The following is a 16,310-nucleotide window of genomic DNA, read 5'->3' on the forward strand; positions in this document are numbered from 1 at the left end:
GGGTCGGTCGGCGTGGGACCCGGTCAGGTGGCCAGCCCGGCCAGGACCGAGTCGAGGAGGTCCAAGGAGGCGTGTATCTGCGGGAGTTCGAGGGGCTGGGGGGCGGTGAGCGCGGCGAGCCGCTCGTCCGGGTCCGTGCCGAGGAACGGCCCGGTGGACAGGCGGACCCGTAGCTCGCCCAGCTCGTCGGCGAAGCGCTGCCCGCCGGGGGTGGGGGCGCCGAGTCGGGCGCCGAGCCAGTCCTCCAGCTCCATGGCGTCGCGGACGCCCTGGCGGGCCAGCCCGGGCCGCAGCGGCGTCAGGTCGGCGTACACGTGACGGCCGGCCTGCGGCGGTCGGGCCAGGGCTCCGGCGGCCAGGAGGTGCCGGTGGACGGCGGCGGCCACCGTCCCGTGCAGGGCGGCGGCAGCGCGGGCGCGTTCGGCGACGGCGTCGGGCTCGTGGAGGGCGTGCACCGCCGCGGCGGCGACGGGCGCCGCGACCAGGGCGCCGGTGGCGGAGAGGACGTCCAGGGTGCGGGCCCGCAGCCACGTGCCCTGCGGGGTGACGGGGAAGCGGGCGACGGCAGCGGGCCAGCCGGCGGGCAGCAGGGCGCCGGACAGGTCGAGGAGTACGGCGACCCGGTCGGGCAGCATCTCGGCGGGGCTGAGGACGAGCGTGTCGTGCGGCCGGTGCACGGTGTCGCGCCAGCTCTCGTCGCTGATCACGAAGAGGTCGGCGGTGACCGCGGCCTCGCAGGCCTCCAGCAGCAGTTCCGGCGGCGGCACGGTCGCGGTCGGGTCGTCGGCGACGGACAGCAGCAGCACTCGCGGGTCGCCGCCCTCGGCCCGCACCCGGCGTACGGTCTCCAACAGGGCGTACGGGTCGGGAACGCCCCCGCACTCGGCCGGGGTCGGCACGTGGTACGCCCGCCGCCCCAGCAGCCGGACCTGCGGGGTCCACCACGCCGGGCACGGCCGGGGCAGCATCACGTCGCCCCCGTACGCGCCGACCAGCGCCAGCAGTAGCGCGGGCGCGCCGGGCGCGGCGGCCACGTGCTCCGGGTCGACGGCGAGGCCGCGCCGCTCCCAGTGCCGGCAGGCGGCTTCGCGTACGGGTGCGCCGCCGCCCGTGGGCTCGGGGGCGGAGCGCTCGGCAGCCGCGGCCAGCACGGCGGTGAGCTCGGGCGTCACGGGCAGCCCGGGCGGGGGCGCGAGCGGCCCGAACCGGACCGGCCCCCGGCCCTCCGTCGTGCGCCGCATCCCCTCCACCTGGCCCTGCCTTCCCCGGCTCGTCCTGACGCGTCCGTACCGCTCCGCCGACCGAACATGCCCTTTATACGAGTGTTCGCCGGACTCCGCCCGTTGTATCAGCCCTTGCGGCCGACCAGCGCCAGCAGTCTGGTCTGGGCGTCGGCGCCCGGCGGGACGTCCAGCGGCGGGGCGTACATCCCGCTGGCCGCGAGCCCGTCCGCGTACGGCATGACTTCCTTGAGGGAGAACTCGACGAGCCCGTCGGGCAGCCGGTCGTCGGTGCCGGTGGCCCGCGCCAGGTCCCAGGTGTGCACGACGCAGTCCGCGGTCAGCTCCGCACAGTACGCCGTGCCCTTCGCGGGCCCGTACGACAGCGCGACGGTGCGTTCCAGCGCCCCGGGCGCCGCGAACGCGGCGTGCGCGGCCCCGGCGGCCCGGTCCCAGGCGGCGACCGGGTCGTCGCCGAGCACGTCGCCGGCGAACCGGTCACCGACCTGCGCGACGGTGCTGCCGTCGGTGACCAGCGGCGGGACCCACAGTTGCTCGCCGGTGACGTGGTTGACGAGGTCGCGCACGGTCCACTCCGTGCACGGGGTGGGGGCGCCCCACTGGTCGTCCGCGACGGCCCGCACGCGCTCGCCGAAGAGCCTGAGCGCGGCGGCGTGCTGTTCGAGCAGGGTCTCCGGCATGGGTCTCACCGCCTCTTGCCGTGGCGTGCTCCCCTCCACGTCACTCTCCTCGCCCGCGTCCCGACCCGCCACCCCAGGGCGGGGCGGGCGGGGCGGGGCGCCCCGCCGGCCGGCCTCAGGCCGGCGGGCGCATGCGGAAGTCGTACGCCTGCGGGAGGGGTCGGTCCGTGATCCGGAACCAGACCTCCGCCAGGATCTCGTCGCCCTCCCTGAGGTCCGGGAGTTCGAAGCCGTCCTCGAAGACGCGGCGGGCCGCGGCCATGTGGCCCTCCGCGGCCAGCAGCAGCGCCGCGAGCAGGCGGAAGCGGGGCTGCTCGCTCAAGGCGGGGCGGAGCCGGTCCCACACCGCCCGGGCCTCGGCCGGGCGGCCCGTCTCCAGCAGGGCGGTCATCGCCTCCCGGCCCAGTGCGGACTGCGCGGCCCCCCACGCGGTGCCGCCGCGGTCCTCCTGCGCCAGGTCGGCGAAGGCCTCCGCGTAGCGCAGGGCCCCGCGCACCGGGTCTCCGGACAGCGTGTCCGCGGCCGCCAGACAGCGCAGCAGCGGCCAGCGCGGCGCGGCCCGGGAAAGGCCGCGCTCCCAGCTGCGGACCGCCTGGGCCACGTCGCCCGCATGCCACTGGGCCACACCCAGGTGGTACTCGGCCAGCGGGTCGGCGGGGGCCGTCTCCAGCATGTCCCGCCAGTGCGGGGCGACCAGGCTGGGGCCCGGGGGCGCCGCGCGGTCCGGGCCGGGGAAGACCCCGCTGCGCCACAGCTCCAGCCAGGGCTGCTGCTCCTCCCCCAGGTCGGATTCGGCGAACGGGGTGCCCGGGAGCTCGTGGCCGCCGCACAGCACTTCCAGGGCTCCCCATCCCGAGCCGCGGGCCAGCCGCTCCCCCGGCTCGGTGTCGGCCGCGCCCCGCCAGGCCGCGTACGCCGTCCGGACCCGGTCCCGGGGAAGGGCCTCGTCCAGGGCCCGGCCCGCCTCGGCGCGGGCCGCCGCCCAGTCGGGCCCGTGCACGGCCGCCGGGTCCGCGGTCAGCGGGCCGTACGCTTCCAGCCAGCTCAGCTCCGCCCCGGCCTCCAGGCGTACGTGTTCCAACTGGGTGCGGGTGAGCCCGGCCTGGATCTCGGCGTAGCCGCCGCTGCCCGGCTCGGTCAGCCAGTCCTGCCAGCGCCGGCCGCCCGCTCCGGCGCCCCACACGAAGAGCTTCCGCCCGCGCAGCGCGTCCGTGGAGGTCTGGGCGAGGCCGCTGCCGGCGGCGTCCAGGGCGGCGATCCAGGGGCGCGTTCCGGGCGCGCCGCCCGGGTGGAGTTCGTAGAAGAAGTCCGCCGCGTACTCGCTGCGCTGGGGGTACGTGCGGTCCGCGCCCTGCCATTCGGGGACCGGGATGCGGCGCAGGGTGCGTTCGCCGCCGGTGGGAGCGCCTCCCCCGCCCTTGGGCCGGTGGGGGAGCCACGCCTCGTCGGCGGGGGCGAGGATGCGGGTGCCGTGGTCCTCGGGGACGGCGGTGTTGGACCACCAGTAGACGGGCGCGGGCCGCTCGTGCGGGTTGCGGATGCGGACTCCCACGAACAGGAACTCCGAGTCCTCCGGCAGCCACAGGTCCACCTGGAACGGCAGGTCGCGCAGGCGCTCCCATTCCCACAGCCGCAGCATCACGCCGCCGTCCGGTGCGGGGACGGCCGCGGCGTGCAGCGGGGCGCAGGACAGGGTGGTGTGGCCGGTGGCGCCGATGTTCCATTCGATGCCGCCGGAGAACCAGGCCCCGTTCAGGGCGAAGTTCGCCGGCTGGAACACCGGGTTGCGGTAGAGCAGTTCGCGGCCGGTCGGCAGGTGGACGAGGGAGTGGACGCGGCCGCCCAGGCCGGGCAGGACGGTGGCCCGCAGGTGGGCGTTCTCCAGGACGAGCGCCTCGAACTCCCGCTCCTGCCGCCGGCGTCCGTACCCGTCGAGGATCCTGACGGGCAGCAGCGAGCGCAGCGGCCCGTAGCCGATCTGCCGGGCCGTGTCGCGGGGCAGGCCGACCCGGGTGCGCTCGTCCGGGACGTGGGCGTCGGCGGGTGCGCCGAGGGCCGGTAGGGGGTTCTCGGGCCCCAACGGGGCGGCGGGCAGGGTCAGTACGGCACGGCGGACGGTGGTGGCCATGGAGGAAATGGAACACGCCACGGCGGCCGGCGCACAGGGGTTCTGCGGATCACCACCGGTCAGGATTACGCAAAGCCGTGGTCCGGGCGGTCACTCGAAGGCACCGGCGACGAGGTCGGCGAGCAGGGCGCCGGCCCGCCCGTCGGGGTCGAGGTCCGGGTCGTAGATGGTGACGTTGAGGCCGACGCACCGCGGGGAGCCCACCAGCACCCGCAGCAGGGTGGCCAGTTCGCCGGGGAGGAGCCCGCCGGGGTCGGGGGCGTCGACGGCGGGCATCACTTCCGGGTCGAGCACGTCGGCGTCCAGGTGCACCCAGAACCCGTCGGTGACCGGCGGGTGCAGCCCTTCCAGGGCGGCCCGGGCCGCGGCCCCGGCCCCGTGTGCGCGGATCTCCCCGACGGTGGCGGTACGGATGCCCGCGGCCCGGAGCTCGGGCAGGTCCTCGTCCCCGTCGCGCAGCCCGAAGAGGCGTACGTCCTCGTCCCGCAGGTAGGGGCTGAGGCCCTCCAGGTCGGCGAGGTCGGCCTGGCCCCGGCCGGTCGCGAGGGCGAGCTCCTCCCCGCCGGCAGCACCCACGGGCCCGTTCACGGCCTCGTTGCCCGGGTGGCGGAAGTCCGCGGAGCCGTCGATCGCGGCCAGCCCGTAGCGGCCGAGGCGGCGCAGGGCGAGGGAGGCGCCGAGCTGGATCGAGCAGTCCCCGCCGAGCACGACGGGGAACTCCCCGGCCCGCAGGTGCTTCTCGATCCGGTCGGCGAGGGCGACGGTGTACGCGGCCAGCGGCGCGGCGTGGAACACCCCGTCGCCCTCCTGCCAGTCCCCGCGGTCGTAGCGGGGCGGTACGACGACCCCGCCCTCGCGGGCTCCGAGCCGGCTCAGTAGGCCCTGATCGCGCAGGGCGCCGGCGAGCTTGTACACACCGGGCACGGTGCCGGGTGCGGGCGGGCGCAGCCCTAGGTTGGAGGGCGCGTCGAGGAGTACCAGGCTTCGCATTCCCCCATCCTGCGCCATGGCGGGCGCGGAACGAAGACGTTAAGGCCGGGCCGCCGGGTCACGTCATTTCGGCGGTGATCGCCCAGCGTTCGTGGTCGCGCCAGGCCCCGTCCACGAAGAGGAAGTCCGGCGACAGGCCCTCCAGCCGGAAGCCCCGGCCGCGGACGAGGGCGATGGAAGCGGTGTTCCCGGGCTGGATGTTGGCCTCCAGGCGGTGCAGGCCGAGGCCGGCCCGCTGCTCGGGGGCGAAGGCGTGACCGAGGACGAGGCCGAGCGCCTCGCCGAGGAGCCCGCGCCCGGCGGCGTGCGCGAACGCGCCGTAGCCGAGGGCCCCGCACTGGAAGGCCCCGCGGACGATGTTGTTGATGTTGATGAATCCGGCGATGGCGCTGGTGGAAAGCTCGCACACGAGGAATCCGGCGCGGCTGTCGCCCTCCGCCAGCCGGGCCGCGTACGGCTCGTACTCCTCCAGCGTGGCGGGCGGGAACAGCCAGGGTCGGTGCAGTTCGCGGCTCTCGCGCACCCGGGCGGTGAACTCGGGGCCGTCGGCGGACCGGAAGGGGCGCAGCCCGACCCGCTCCCCCTCGGTGACGTACGTGGACATTCGCATCGTGCCAGGCTAGATCGTGTGTGATCATCGCGCCGTGATCACCCTTGCGAACCACGAGGAACTCCTGCACGCGGCGGCGCGCAACAACGCGGCCTGGTGCGCCGCGGTCTGCGGCGGCGGCGAGTTCACCGCGGACGCCTGGACCAGCGTGCGCCGTACCCCGCCCTACTACCCCGACGCGGTGACCCTCAGTCGGGACGTCCCGGCTGCCGCACTCGCGGCCGCGCTGGACACGGACTCGCCCGGCTGTTCGGTCAAGGACAGCTTCGCCGTGCTCGACCTGGCCCCGTCCGGCTTCGAGGTGCTGTTCGAGGCGCAGTGGATCCACCGCCCGGCGGGCGCCTCCGCGCCGGCGGGGACGGCGCCGCCGGCCCTGGCCTGGTCCCGGGTCGGGGAGGCTGCGGAGCTCGAACGGTGGGAGGCCGCCTGGGACGGGGGGAGCGGCTCGGGCCTGTTCCACCCGCGGCTGCTCACCGTGGACATCGCCTTCCTCGCCGGGCGGGACGCCGGCGGACGGATCGTGGCCGGGGCCGCGGCGAACGTCGCCGCCGGCGTGGTCGGGGTGTCCAACGTGTTCGCCGCCGAAGGGGTCGGGGACGACGAGGCCTGGGCGGGTGCCCTCGCCGGGATCGCGGAGCGGTGGCCGGGGCTGCCGGTCGTGGGGTACGAGAGCGGCGAGGACCTCCGGACGGCCGCCCGCCACGGCTTCGCCGCACTGGGCCCGCTCCGGGTCTGGCTGCACGCCGCATGAAGCGCCGCCGGACCGCGGCCCGCGTGCGTCAGCTGGTGTCCAGGCGGAGCGGCGGCACGTCCGCCCGTTCGATGCCGAACACCTGTGTGTACAGGGCGAGTTCAGCCTCCAGGGCGCGGACCATGGTGTCGGCCCGGCGGAAGCCGTGCCCCTCGCCCTCGAAGGCCAGGTACGCGTACGGCACGCCCCTCCCGCGCAGGGCGGCGAGCAGCCGCTCCGCCTGGGCGGGCGGGCAGACCGCGTCGTCCAGGCCTTGGAGCAGCAGGAACGGTGCGGTGATCCGGTCGGCGAGGGCCACGGGGGACCGCTCGCGGCTGCGTACGGCGAGGGTCTGCGGCGGCCCGGCCAGGGCCTCGACGTAGCGGGACTCCAGGTCGTGGGTCTCTTCGGCGAAGCCCAGCAGGTCCAGGACCGGGTAGCGGATGGCGGCGCACGCGTACACGGAGGTCGAGGCGAGTGAGGCCGCGGCGGTCCAGCCTCCCGCGCTGCCGCCGCGGATGGCGAGCCGGTCCGGGTCGGCGGTGCCCTCGGCGGCCAGGGCCCGGGCCACGGCCGCACAGTCCTCGACGTCGACCACGCCCCACTGCTCGCGCAGCCGCTCCCGGTAGGCGCGCCCGTAGCCGGTGGAGCCCCCGTAGTTGACCTCGGCGACGCCGATGCCCCGCGAGGTGAAGTAGGCGATGTGCAGGTCGAGCACGGGCGGCACGTGGTCGGTGGGGCCGCCGTGCGCCCAGATGACGTACGGGGGCAGTTCGTCGGCGGGAGCCCGGCGCGCCGGGTGGTGCGGCGGGTAGACGTGGGCGTGGATCTCCCGGTCGTCGGGGCCGAGGAAGGTGCGGGTCTGCGGTTCGGGGTAGTGGGCGGGGTCGACCGGGTCGACGCCGGCTGCGCCGATCACGCGGGCGTGGCCGCTCTCGGTGTCGAGCTCCACCACCTCGTAGGCGCTGCGGGGGCTGGCCGCGACCCCGTAGACGCGGTGGCCGTGGGCGGCGAGCGTGGGCTGCCAGGCGGTCCAGGGTCCGGCGGCGTCCACCAGGTCGCCGCTCTCCGGGTCGAGGACGCCGAGGACGGATGAGCCCTGGCCGTGCAGGACGGCGACGAGCCCGTCGGGCAGCGGGGCCAGCCAGCTCAGCCCCGGCTTCCACAGCGGGCCGCCGAACTCCTCCTCGCGCAGGCACAGGTTGACGGCGGTGCCGCTGTCCGGGTCGACCCGGTACGGGTTCCACCAGCCGCTGCGGTCGCTGACCGCGAGGAGGCTTCCGTCGGTGCCCCATTCGACCTGGGCCACGGCCTCGTCGGTCCCGCCGAGGACGGTGCGGGCGCCGGTCAAGGTGCCGTCGGCGGTGACGGAGGCGAGCCGCAGCCCGGTCCCGTCCCACGGCATCCGCGGGTGGTCCCAGACCAGCCAGGCCGCGTGCCGCCCGTCGGGGGACAGCCGGGGCCCGGTGGTGAACCGGTGCCGGTCGTCGGTCAGCTCCCGTACGCGGGAGCGGTCGCCGGCGGCCGACCCGTCCAGCGGTACGGCGGCCAGCACGCGGCGGACGTCGGTCGGCGCCGGCCCGGTGAACTCCTCCAGGACGCACCACACCTCGGCGCCCCGCAGCACCGGGTCCGCCCAGCGCAGCCCGCCACCGACCGGGGAGAGCGGGGTGAGCGGGCGCGGGGCGGGACCGCCGGGCGCGTCGGGCTCGTACGCGTACATCCGCTGGTCGGCGAAGTGGACGAACACCACCAGGGGGCCGCCCTCGGGCCGCTCGGCGCCCGCCCAGGGGCGGCCGCCGTACTCGGTGAACCGGCTGCGGACGTTCCAGGGGGCGGGCAGGTCCCGGGTTCGGGGGCCACCGTCGGCGGGGCGGCGCACCAGGGTGCGGCGGCCGCCCTCGGCGGGCCGGGGCTCGGTCCACCACACCTCGGGGCCGATCGTGCCGACGTACTCGGGCCGGCCGTCGAGGGAGGCGGCGAGCTCGGCGCTGAGCGGTGAGGGCCAGCTGCCGTACGGCTCCTGCGCGGCCCGGGACGGGGACGGGGAGGCGGAGCCGGACGCGGACGCGGCGCCTGCCCCGGGGTCGGGTCGGGCGGCCTTCACCGGCTCCCCCTCACAGGGTCCGCAGCGCGTGGTCGAGGACGCGCACGCCGAAGTGCAGGGCGTCGACGGGGACCCGCTCGTCCACGCCGTGGAAGAGGGACCAGTAGTCGAAACCCGGCGGGAGTTGGAGCGGGGAGAAGCCGTAGCCGGTGATCCCGAGGCGGGAGAACTGCTTGGCGTCGGTGCCGCCGGCCATGCAGAACGGCACGACCCGGGCCCCGGGGTCGAAGCGCTCCACGGACTCGCGCAGCACGGCGAAGGTCCGCCCGTCGACGGGGGCTTCGAGGGCCACCTCGCGGTGGTGGAACTCCCAGGTGACGTCGGGTCCGGTCAGCTCGTCGAGGGTGGCGAGGAACTCCTCCTCGCCACCGGGCAGCGTCCGGCCGTCCACGTACGCCGTCGCGGTGCCCGGGATGACGTTGACCTTGTAGCCGGCGCTGAGCACGGTCGGGTTGGCGCTGTTGCGCAGGGTCGCCTCGACGAGGGCGGCGGCCGGGCCGAGCTTGGGCAGGAGCTCGTCGAGGTCGGTCTGGCGCCCCCGCGGGTCCACCGACAGGCCCTGCAGGGCGGCGAGTTCGGAGATGCAGGCGGCGACGGTGTCGGTGAGGCGGACCGGCCACCGGTGTTCGCCGATCCGGGCGACGGCGGCGGCGAGCCGGCTGACGGCGTTGGCCGGGTTGGGCTTGGAGCCGTGGCCGGTGGTGCCGCGGGCGGTCAACTTGAGCCAGGCGGTGCCGCGTTCGCCGGCTGCGATGGGGTACAGGGTCTGCCGGGGGCCGGTGTGCACGGTGAAGGCGCCGGATTCGCCCAGCCCTTCCGTGCAGCCCTCGAAGAGGCCGGGGTGGTGGTCGGCGAGGAAGCCGGAGCCGTCGACGGCGCTGTCCTCCTCGTCGGCGGTGAACGCGATCACGATGTCCCGGCGGGGGGCCGCCCCGGCGCGCGCCCAGGCCCGTACGACGGCCAGCACCATCGCGTCCATGTTCTTCATGTCGACGGCGCCGCGGCCCCAGACCACCCCGTCGCGGACCTCGCCGGAAAAGGGGTCCACGCTCCAGTCGGCAGCCTCGGCCGGAACCACGTCGAGGTGGCCGTGGACGAGGAGGGCGTCGGCGGACCGGTCGGTGCCGGCGATCCGGGCGACCACGTTGGTGCGGCCGGGGGTGCGTTCGAGGAGTACGGGCTCCAGTCCGGCGGAGGCCAGGAGCCCGGCGGCGTACTCGGCGGCGGGGCGCTCGTGGCAGTCGCCGCCGCCCCGGTTGGTGGTGTCGATGCGGATGAGGCGGGAGGTGAACTCGACGACCTCGTCGAGGGCCACCCGGTCGATCGGGGAGCCGCCGTCCGGGGAGCGGCCGGTCAGGTTCCGGCCGTTCGGCTGGACGCCGGCGGCCGGGGCCTCCCCGACGGGCGGCTCCCCGGCCGGGATCTCCCCGGTACGGTGCTGCGGCGTGGCTAGGGACATGTCAGCCATACTGCTCCTCCACGGCCGAGGAGACGACCGTCGTGACCGTCTTGAACGTGCGGATCCCCTCGTACATCGCATCACTGGTGTAGGCGACCCGGCGCTCGCCGCTGCGTTCCACGCCCGGGACGAGGGTGGCGTACATCGCCAGGTGTTCGGCGTCGAACTCCAACTCCACCGTGTACGGGCCGCCCCGTGCCGGGTCCCGGCGCACCGCGAGGGCGGCGGCCTGCTTGGCGGCGGCCCGGATGTCGGCGGCGGTGCGGGCGGGGGTGCGGCAGACGGCGGCGTAGCGGGAGACGTGGTCCTTGACGGCGACGGTGACGGCGTCCGGCGCGTACACGGCGGCGTCGCGGCAGGTGAGGTCGTCCCCGGTGACGAGGACGACGGGCACCCCGTACTCGGCGACGACGTGGGCGTTGAGCAGGCCCTCGCTCGCGCGGACGCCGTTCAGCCAGACGCCGGTGATGGAGTTGGCGAGGTAGGTGTGGGCGAGGACGCCCTCGGTTCCGGCGCCGGTGTGGTAGCCGACGAAGGCGACGCCGTCGACGTCCCCGCGCTGGACGCCCTCGACCATCGACAGGGTCTTGTGCCGCCCTGTGATCATCTCGGCCCGCTCGTCGAGCTGTTCGAGCAGGAGGTTCCGCATGCTCCAGTGGGCCTCGTTGATGAGCACCCGGTCGGCCCCGCCGTCGAGGAAGCCGAGGACGGCCGCGTTCACGTCGGAGGTGAACATCGGGCGGCAGCGCTCCCACTCGGGTGTGCCGGGCAGGACGTCGGCGGGCCAGGTGACGCCGGTGGCCCCTTCCATGTCGGCGGAGATGAGGATCTTCATCGGGCCCCCGGAGGTCGGTGGCGCGCACAGCGCGGCGGGCGGCGCGGACGTCGCGGATCGGCGCCGTCCACGCGGGTCTCCACCCTAGCTTTCCGGGCCCGCCCCGGCCCGCCGGGCGCGCCCGGGAACCGGTGGCCCGGCCGCGCCGGGAATCCACCCGAACCGGTGAGGCCGCTCTCCGGCCCCACCGGCAACGGCGGGGCTCAGGCCTCGACTTCGCGGGCCAGGTTCTCCAGGACCGCGTCGTAGATCCGGCCGAGGCCCTTGGGGGCGAAGGTGCGCTCGAAGAACCCGCCGATGCCGCCGGCGCCGTTCCAGACGGTGGTGACGACGGCCTTGGACTTGCCCTCGCCGGCCGGGGTGACGATCCAGGTGGTCACCATGGAGGAGTTGCGGTCCTTCTCCACGAGCTGGCCGTCGGTGGGCTCGGTGACCTCCAGCAGGCAGTCGCGCACGCGCTTGCTGGTGGCCTGGAGCTTCCAGTGGACGAGGGTGCCCTCGCCGTCGCCGCCCTCGCGCACCTCGTACTCGCTGAAGTGCTCGGGCAGCAGCTTGCCCCGGGTGCCGGTGTAGTCCGCCAGCGCATCGAACACGGTGTCCGCGTCCGCGGCGATGATGCGCTCCGTGGTGGCCTCGACCTGCGCCATACCTGTTCCTCCAGCGGTTGTGTTGCCTCGTCGGCGGCAAGCCAACCACTTAGGGGCCGGCGGCCCAAAATCGGGCCCGGGCTCAGCGGACCTCGGTGCGCAGTTGGCCGCGTGCGGTGTCGAACAGCTCGGCCTGTTCGGCGGGCCGGCCGGCCCCGGCCTCGCTGTCGACGAGCAGCTGGTAGACCCGCTGGTCGGCGCCGGCGACGAAGAGCTCGACCCGTCTGCGGGGGGCGCTCCGGCCCGGCCAGTGGTAGTCGAGGGTGAGGAGGACGGCCTCCTCGCCGTCGTGGGCGGTGCGGGTGCGCTGCACCTGGAGGCCCTCCATCGCGGACTCGGCGGTCTTCCGGTACCAGGCGAGCTGTCCGTCGGCGGCGGCCTCGGCGGTGGTGCCGTGGAAGCTGTCGCGTTTGAAGCCGAGGACGTGCGCGCCGTCGGGGGACTTCCAGTTCCGGCGCAGCTCGTCCTGCGCGTCGGGCTGCCAGCCGTCGGGCACCGCGCCGGAGAGGGTGAGCCCCGGCTCGGTGAACCGGTGCCAGCCGGCGGGCAACGGTGCGGGCGCGCCGGGCGTCGCGGGGGCCTGCGTGGTGCCCGACCCGGGGGTGGGCGTCCCGGGGGCGGGCCCGGAGGGTGCGGGAGGCGCCGGGGTCGCGGGCTGCCCCGGGCCCGAGGGGGCGGTGGCGCTCGGCCCGGGCGTGGCGGGGCTCCCCGGGGCTGGGGGTCTGGCCCCGGAGGCCACCATCGCTCCCGGCAGGCCGAACACGGCCAGCAGCAGTCCGGCGACGGCGGTCACCGCCGAGACGAGCGCCGCCACCTCCCCCAGCCGGCGCCCCGGCTGCCGGCCGCCGGTCTCCTCCGGCCCGGGTTCCGTCACACCCATCCCCACTCCCCGTCCCTCGCGAGCCCCCTGCCGGGCCATTGAAAGCGATGGACGGCGGCGGCGGGGGACGTTCCGCGGGCTCGGCCCGTCCCGGCGCCGTGGGGAGGTGGGACGGCAGACCGTATCCTGACCGCCCGGACCAGCGACGAAGAGGCGCGAGGGGGGTGCACGGTGCGCTTCACCGACCGGTCGGACGATCTGGAGCACCCGGCCGTCGACGGGTTCCTGTCGGCCGTGGACAGGGCGATGAACAGCAACACCCTGCTGCTCGGGTTCGCCGTCGACGTGCCGGTCACGGCGGAGGACCAGCAGCGTGTTCTCCGTTCCTTCCTGCGCAGCGGACCGTTCGAGGAGATGATGGTCGCCGCCGCCCGTCGGCGCGACTGGCACAACCTGTCGGACGACTCCCGCGCCCACGGGATCCCGGCGGGACGCCCGCTGGTGCGCGACGGGTTCCGCGCGACCGTCACCCCCCTCGACGCCACGGGTTTCACGGCACGGCTGCGCTGGATGCTCTGCGAGGCGTTCAGCCCCTACCGCCGGCACTTCGCCGCGACGGAAGCGGAACGACTGGTCGGCGAGTTCACCCGACAGCTGCTGGGCCGACCCGGTCGCCCATGGCTGTTCGCCTCCGTCGAACCGGATTTCCTCCGCTCGACCGGCTACTTCAGCGGGGAGGAGCCGTTGCGGCCGGTCTACTTCGACGGCGGCGACGCCGACACGGCCACGTTCGTCCACCGTGACCGGGTCTGCTACTTGCTCCTGACCAACGGGTCTCCCTGATCGGGGCTCCGGCGGGGCCGCCCCGAGGGCCCCGAAACCCTCATCCGGCGCGCGACCTCCCCCGCTCCGCGGGGCCGCCGGGTGACCGGGGCCGCGCCCGGGGCCCGGCCCGCGCGGAACCCCGGTACTCCGTCTGCGGCCGGGGGTGCGCGAGCGGTTCCCCGCTGCGGTGGGCGTCGGCGGCGCCTGACCGGCCGTCACCCCGCCTCATCCCATCGGGCCAATCCGGGGGCCAATCCGGTTTCACGGGCCGGGTTTCCGGGACGATTCCGCCCAGAACCCTCGGCTGGGAGGCCCCATGACCCGTCCCTTGAAGAAGCGCGCCGCCGTCCTGCTGTCGATCGCCACCGCCACCGTCGCCGCGGTGGCCGGCCAGCTCGGGGCCGCACCGGCCCCCGCGGCCGCCGCCACCGCCACCGCCATCGCGTCCGCTCCGGCGACCGCGCTGCGCTGGACCGGCTGCGCCACCAGCCGCTACCCGACGCTGCAGTGCGCCTCCCTCAAGGTCCCCCTCGACCACGCCCGCCCGTCCGGGCGCCAGATCACCCTGGCGCTGACCCGCGTCCCGCACACCGCCGCCAACGGCCAGGGCCCGCTCCTGGTCAACCCCGGTGGCCCCGGCGGCAGCGGCCGGGGCCTCGCCCCCTACATCGCCTCCGCCCTGCCGAAGGACGTGGCCGCCCAGTACGACGTGGTCGGCTTCGACCCCCGCGGGGTCGGCAAGAGCGAGCCCGCCCTCGACTGCACGACCGGCCACTTCAATCCCGTACGCCCCGACTCCGTGCCGTACTCGCGGCAGACCGAGCAGGCCAACCTGGAGCGGGCGCAGACCTTCGCCGAGGCCTGCCACGCCAAGCACGGGGACGTGCTCCCGTACATCGACACCGTCTCGACCGCCCGCGACATCGAGGCGATCCGCACCGCCCTCGGCGCGCCGAAGCTCAGCTACTTCGGCTACTCGTACGGCACCTACCTGGGCGCGGTGTACGCCAAGCTGTACCCGGGCCGCGTCCACCGCATGGTCCTGGACTCGGTCGTCGACCCGAGCGGGGTCTGGTACGCGGACAACCTCGCGCAGGACCGCGCCTTCGACGCCCGCCACAAGGCGTTCCTGGCCTGGGTGGCCGAACACGACGCCACCTACCGGCTCGGCACCGACCCGGCGCAGGTCGAGCAGCGCTGGTACGCCCTGCGCGCCGCGCTGCGCGGGGAGCCGGCGGGCGGCAAGGTCGGTCCGGCGGAGCTGGAGGACACCTACATGCCGGGCGGCTACTACAACGGCTACTGGCCCGACCTGGCCGCGGCGTTCTCGGCGTACGCGGTGGACGGGGACGCCAAGCCACTGGTGGCGGCGTACGAGCGGTTCGGGGCGGTCGCTCCCACGGCCGGCAACGGGTACAGCGTGTACACGGCCGTGCAGTGCCGGGACTCGGCCTGGCCGAAGGACTGGAACACGTGGCGGGGCGACATGTGGCGCACGCACGCCGTGGCGCCCTTCATGACCTGGAACAACGCCTGGTACAACGCCCCGTGCGCGTTCTGGAAGGCGGATCCGCTCCGGGCACCTGACGTCTCCAACGCCGACCTCCCGCCGACGCTGCTGCTCCAGGCCACGCAGGACGCCGCGACGCCGTTCGGGGGCGCGCTGACCATGCGGGACAAGCTGAAGGGCTCGGCGCTGGTGGTGGAGGAGGGCGGCGGGAACCACGGGGTCTCGCTGAGCGGGAACACCTGCCTGGACGAGAAGGTGTCGGCGTACCTGCGGACGGGCCGGGCGGCGGACGCGACCTGCCCGGCACAGCCCGACCCGAAGCCGGCGTCGGCCGGCCGCGCGGCCACCCCCTCGGCGGGCGGCGCCGCCCTGCACGGCCTGCTGGGCTTCCGCAACTGAGCGGAGGACGGGCAGGGGCGGGTGCGGGGGCGGTGCGGCACCAGCCCGGCACCGGCCCCGGCCCCGCTCCAGCACCGCGCGGCCGCCCGGGGTGGCCAGGGGGCCGGGGCGACCGGCATGATCATCGACCATGACCGACAACCACCTCACCCGTATCGCGGCGCCGGGGGGCGTCGCCCCCGGCACCGGTTACAGCCACGTCGTCGTGGGGACCGGGACCTTCGTCGCCGTGTCCGGCCAGTGCGCGTTCGACGAGCAGGGCGGCATCGTGGGAACCGGAGACCCCGGGGCGCAGGCCCGACAGGTCTTCGAGAACCTGCGCCGGTGCCTGGCCGCCGCCGGGGCGGGCTTCGACGACGTCGTGAAGCTCACCTACTTCGTGACGGACGTGGACCACCTCGACGCCCTGCGGTCGGCCCGCGACGCGGTGATCGCCCCGGACCGCCTCCCCGCCTCCTCGGCGGTCCAGGTCGCGGCCCTGGTCCACCCGGACCTGCTCATGGAGGTCGAGGCCTTCGCCGTGCTCCCGGGGCCCGGGCGGCCCTGACGGCCCGTCCGTCAGGGCAGCGCGCGCAGGGCCCGGGTGGCGGCCACCGCCAGGCGGGGGTGGGCCTGGGCCCGGGTGAGGACCTCGCGGGCGGCCGGGTCGGACAGTGCCCCCAGGCCCTCCACGCAGGCCAGGGCCACCCGCCAGTACGGGTCGTGCGGCGAGAGCCGCCGGGACAGGGTCCGGATCAGGGCGGGGGCGGACTCGGGCGCGCGGAGCGCCACGAGGAGGCGGACGGGCTGGAGGGCGTACGCGGTGCGCAGCTCGTTCGTGGCCAGGGCGGCGGCCGCACGGGCCGTGCGCGGGTCGCCGAGCGCCGCCAGGGCCTCGGCCGCGGCGGCGCAGCGCGGCGGGTCGCGGTGGTTGAGGAGCAGGACCAGCGGTTCGAAGGCCCGGCGGTCTCCGGCCAGCCCCAGCCGGTACGCGGCCAGCTCCCGGGCCCAGAGCGGCAGGCCGGCGGAGGTCAGGGAGGCCGCGAGCTCGTCCGGGTCCGCTGTGAGCAGTTCCCGGAAGCGGGGGGATCCGTCCGCTTCGGCCCGCAGGCGTTCCAGTACGTCCGTCGCGTCCCGTTCGTCGCTCACGCGGCCCACCCTAGGGGCTGCCGGGCCGGGTGGTTCGACGTTCTCCCGCATTGGCCGCGGTCCCGTGGCAGGGGCGGCGGAGGGGAACGGACGAACCGACCGCCCCGGACCCCGGGGGGCGCCGGGCGGTGCCCCGACGCCGCCCGGGACGTGGACGCCTGACGCGGGGCCAGCGGGGGCGGCGTACGTCACACCGGCCGG

Annotated in this window: 15 protein-coding genes; 4 read left to right on the forward strand and 11 right to left on the reverse strand. The window is 75.9% G+C overall.

What is annotated here, in order from left to right:
- Nucleotides 1-23 precede the first annotated feature (23 nt).
- The 5 genes from ACFV7Q_RS18485 to ACFV7Q_RS18505 form a co-directional block, all read right to left on the reverse strand.
- Nucleotides 24-1,241: an aminotransferase class I/II-fold pyridoxal phosphate-dependent enzyme gene (locus ACFV7Q_RS18485; protein ID WP_385429579.1), complete on the reverse strand. Its 1,218-nt coding sequence runs from the start codon at nucleotides 1,239-1,241 to the stop codon at nucleotides 24-26.
- Between the two features lie 107 nt (nucleotides 1,242-1,348).
- The gene (locus ACFV7Q_RS18490) at nucleotides 1,349-1,921 is read right to left on the reverse strand and encodes a TIGR03086 family metal-binding protein (protein ID WP_385429581.1); all 573 of its coding nucleotides are present in this window, start codon (nucleotides 1,919-1,921) and stop codon (nucleotides 1,349-1,351) included.
- A gap of 115 nt (nucleotides 1,922-2,036) precedes the next feature.
- Nucleotides 2,037-4,049, reverse strand: coding sequence for a DUF5107 domain-containing protein (locus ACFV7Q_RS18495; protein ID WP_385429582.1), 2,013 nt, complete (start codon nucleotides 4,047-4,049; stop codon nucleotides 2,037-2,039).
- Nucleotides 4,050-4,139: 90 nt separating this feature from the next.
- Entirely contained in the window at nucleotides 4,140-5,039 is a 900-nt protein-coding gene (locus ACFV7Q_RS18500) for an arginase family protein (RefSeq protein ID WP_385429584.1), read from the reverse strand.
- Nucleotides 5,040-5,097: 58 nt separating this feature from the next.
- On the reverse strand, nucleotides 5,098-5,649 hold the full coding sequence (locus tag ACFV7Q_RS18505) for a GNAT family N-acetyltransferase (RefSeq protein ID WP_385429586.1): 552 nt from the start codon (nucleotides 5,647-5,649) through the stop codon (nucleotides 5,098-5,100).
- Nucleotides 5,650-5,686: 37 nt separating this feature from the next.
- Here ACFV7Q_RS18505 and ACFV7Q_RS18510 point away from each other — a divergent pair, with 37 nt between their 5' ends.
- The gene (locus tag ACFV7Q_RS18510) at nucleotides 5,687-6,400 is read left to right on the forward strand and encodes a hypothetical protein (RefSeq protein WP_385429620.1); all 714 of its coding nucleotides are present in this window, start codon (nucleotides 5,687-5,689) and stop codon (nucleotides 6,398-6,400) included.
- A 28-nt stretch (nucleotides 6,401-6,428) separates the two neighbouring features.
- Here the strand turns inward: ACFV7Q_RS18510 and ACFV7Q_RS18515 are convergent, their stop codons facing one another.
- From ACFV7Q_RS18515 to ACFV7Q_RS18535, 5 genes are all read right to left on the reverse strand, one after another.
- Nucleotides 6,429-8,486 carry a prolyl oligopeptidase family serine peptidase gene (locus tag ACFV7Q_RS18515; protein ID WP_385429588.1) on the reverse strand — a complete coding sequence of 686 codons (2,058 nt, stop codon included), beginning with the start codon at nucleotides 8,484-8,486 and terminating at the stop codon, nucleotides 6,429-6,431.
- Between the two features lie 10 nt (nucleotides 8,487-8,496).
- Nucleotides 8,497-9,954 (reverse strand): M20/M25/M40 family metallo-hydrolase, encoded by a 1,458-nt coding sequence (locus tag ACFV7Q_RS18520; RefSeq protein WP_385429589.1) that lies wholly within the window; start codon nucleotides 9,952-9,954, stop codon nucleotides 8,497-8,499.
- A complete protein-coding gene (locus tag ACFV7Q_RS18525) occupies nucleotides 9,947-10,780 on the reverse strand; it encodes a M55 family metallopeptidase (RefSeq protein WP_385429591.1) in 834 nt (277 codons plus the stop codon). The genes ACFV7Q_RS18520 and ACFV7Q_RS18525 overlap by 8 nt, the downstream gene beginning before the upstream one ends.
- 203 nt (nucleotides 10,781-10,983) lie before the next feature.
- Complete coding sequence (locus ACFV7Q_RS18530; protein ID WP_179178179.1) at nucleotides 10,984-11,427, reverse strand: SRPBCC family protein; 444 nt, start codon at nucleotides 11,425-11,427, stop codon at nucleotides 10,984-10,986.
- Nucleotides 11,428-11,509: 82 nt separating this feature from the next.
- The gene (locus ACFV7Q_RS18535) at nucleotides 11,510-12,307 is read right to left on the reverse strand and encodes a hypothetical protein (protein WP_385429593.1); all 798 of its coding nucleotides are present in this window, start codon (nucleotides 12,305-12,307) and stop codon (nucleotides 11,510-11,512) included.
- A gap of 171 nt (nucleotides 12,308-12,478) precedes the next feature.
- On the opposite strand from ACFV7Q_RS18535, the gene ACFV7Q_RS18540 reads away from it, so the two are divergent.
- The 3 genes from ACFV7Q_RS18540 to ACFV7Q_RS18550 all read left to right on the forward strand — a co-directional run bounded on the left by ACFV7Q_RS18540 (nucleotide 12,479) and on the right by ACFV7Q_RS18550 (nucleotide 15,528).
- Nucleotides 12,479-13,090, forward strand: coding sequence for a hypothetical protein (locus ACFV7Q_RS18540; RefSeq protein ID WP_385429595.1), 612 nt, complete (start codon nucleotides 12,479-12,481; stop codon nucleotides 13,088-13,090).
- A gap of 298 nt (nucleotides 13,091-13,388) precedes the next feature.
- Entirely contained in the window at nucleotides 13,389-14,981 is a 1,593-nt protein-coding gene (locus ACFV7Q_RS18545) for an alpha/beta hydrolase (protein ID WP_385429597.1), read from the forward strand.
- A 130-nt stretch (nucleotides 14,982-15,111) separates the two neighbouring features.
- Nucleotides 15,112-15,528 (forward strand): RidA family protein, encoded by a 417-nt coding sequence (locus tag ACFV7Q_RS18550; RefSeq protein ID WP_385429598.1) that lies wholly within the window; start codon nucleotides 15,112-15,114, stop codon nucleotides 15,526-15,528.
- 11 nt (nucleotides 15,529-15,539) lie between these two features.
- Here ACFV7Q_RS18550 and ACFV7Q_RS18555 read toward each other — a convergent pair whose 3' ends face one another.
- Nucleotides 15,540-16,109: an adenylosuccinate lyase gene (locus ACFV7Q_RS18555; protein ID WP_385429599.1), complete on the reverse strand. Its 570-nt coding sequence runs from the start codon at nucleotides 16,107-16,109 to the stop codon at nucleotides 15,540-15,542.
- Nucleotides 16,110-16,310 lie beyond the last annotated feature (201 nt).

This window comes from Streptomyces sp. NPDC059851, from assembly GCF_042732005.1.
GTDB lineage: Bacteria > Actinomycetota > Actinomycetes > Streptomycetales > Streptomycetaceae > Streptomyces.

Bases quoted from the DNA above. Each gene is read 5' to 3' on its own strand.
- ACFV7Q_RS18520 (WP_385429589.1), bottom strand. From the start codon at position 9,954: ATGGCTGACATGTCCCTAGCCACGCCGCAGCACCGTACCGGGGAGATC.
- ACFV7Q_RS18535 (WP_385429593.1), bottom strand. From the start codon at position 12,307: ATGGGTGTGACGGAACCCGGGCCGGAGGAGACCGGCGGCCGGCAGCCG.
- ACFV7Q_RS18545 (WP_385429597.1), top strand. From the start codon at position 13,389: ATGACCCGTCCCTTGAAGAAGCGCGCCGCCGTCCTGCTGTCGATCGCC.
- ACFV7Q_RS18530 (WP_179178179.1), bottom strand. From the start codon at position 11,427: ATGGCGCAGGTCGAGGCCACCACGGAGCGCATCATCGCCGCGGACGCG.
- ACFV7Q_RS18500 (WP_385429584.1), bottom strand. From the start codon at position 5,039: ATGCGAAGCCTGGTACTCCTCGACGCGCCCTCCAACCTAGGGCTGCGC.
- ACFV7Q_RS18505 (WP_385429586.1), bottom strand. From the start codon at position 5,649: ATGCGAATGTCCACGTACGTCACCGAGGGGGAGCGGGTCGGGCTGCGC.
- ACFV7Q_RS18525 (WP_385429591.1), bottom strand. From the start codon at position 10,780: ATGAAGATCCTCATCTCCGCCGACATGGAAGGGGCCACCGGCGTCACC.
- ACFV7Q_RS18495 (WP_385429582.1), bottom strand. From the start codon at position 4,049: ATGGCCACCACCGTCCGCCGTGCCGTACTGACCCTGCCCGCCGCCCCG.
- ACFV7Q_RS18490 (WP_385429581.1), bottom strand. From the start codon at position 1,921: ATGCCGGAGACCCTGCTCGAACAGCACGCCGCCGCGCTCAGGCTCTTC.
- ACFV7Q_RS18485 (WP_385429579.1), bottom strand. From the start codon at position 1,241: ATGCGGCGCACGACGGAGGGCCGGGGGCCGGTCCGGTTCGGGCCGCTC.
- ACFV7Q_RS18550 (WP_385429598.1), top strand. From the start codon at position 15,112: ATGACCGACAACCACCTCACCCGTATCGCGGCGCCGGGGGGCGTCGCC.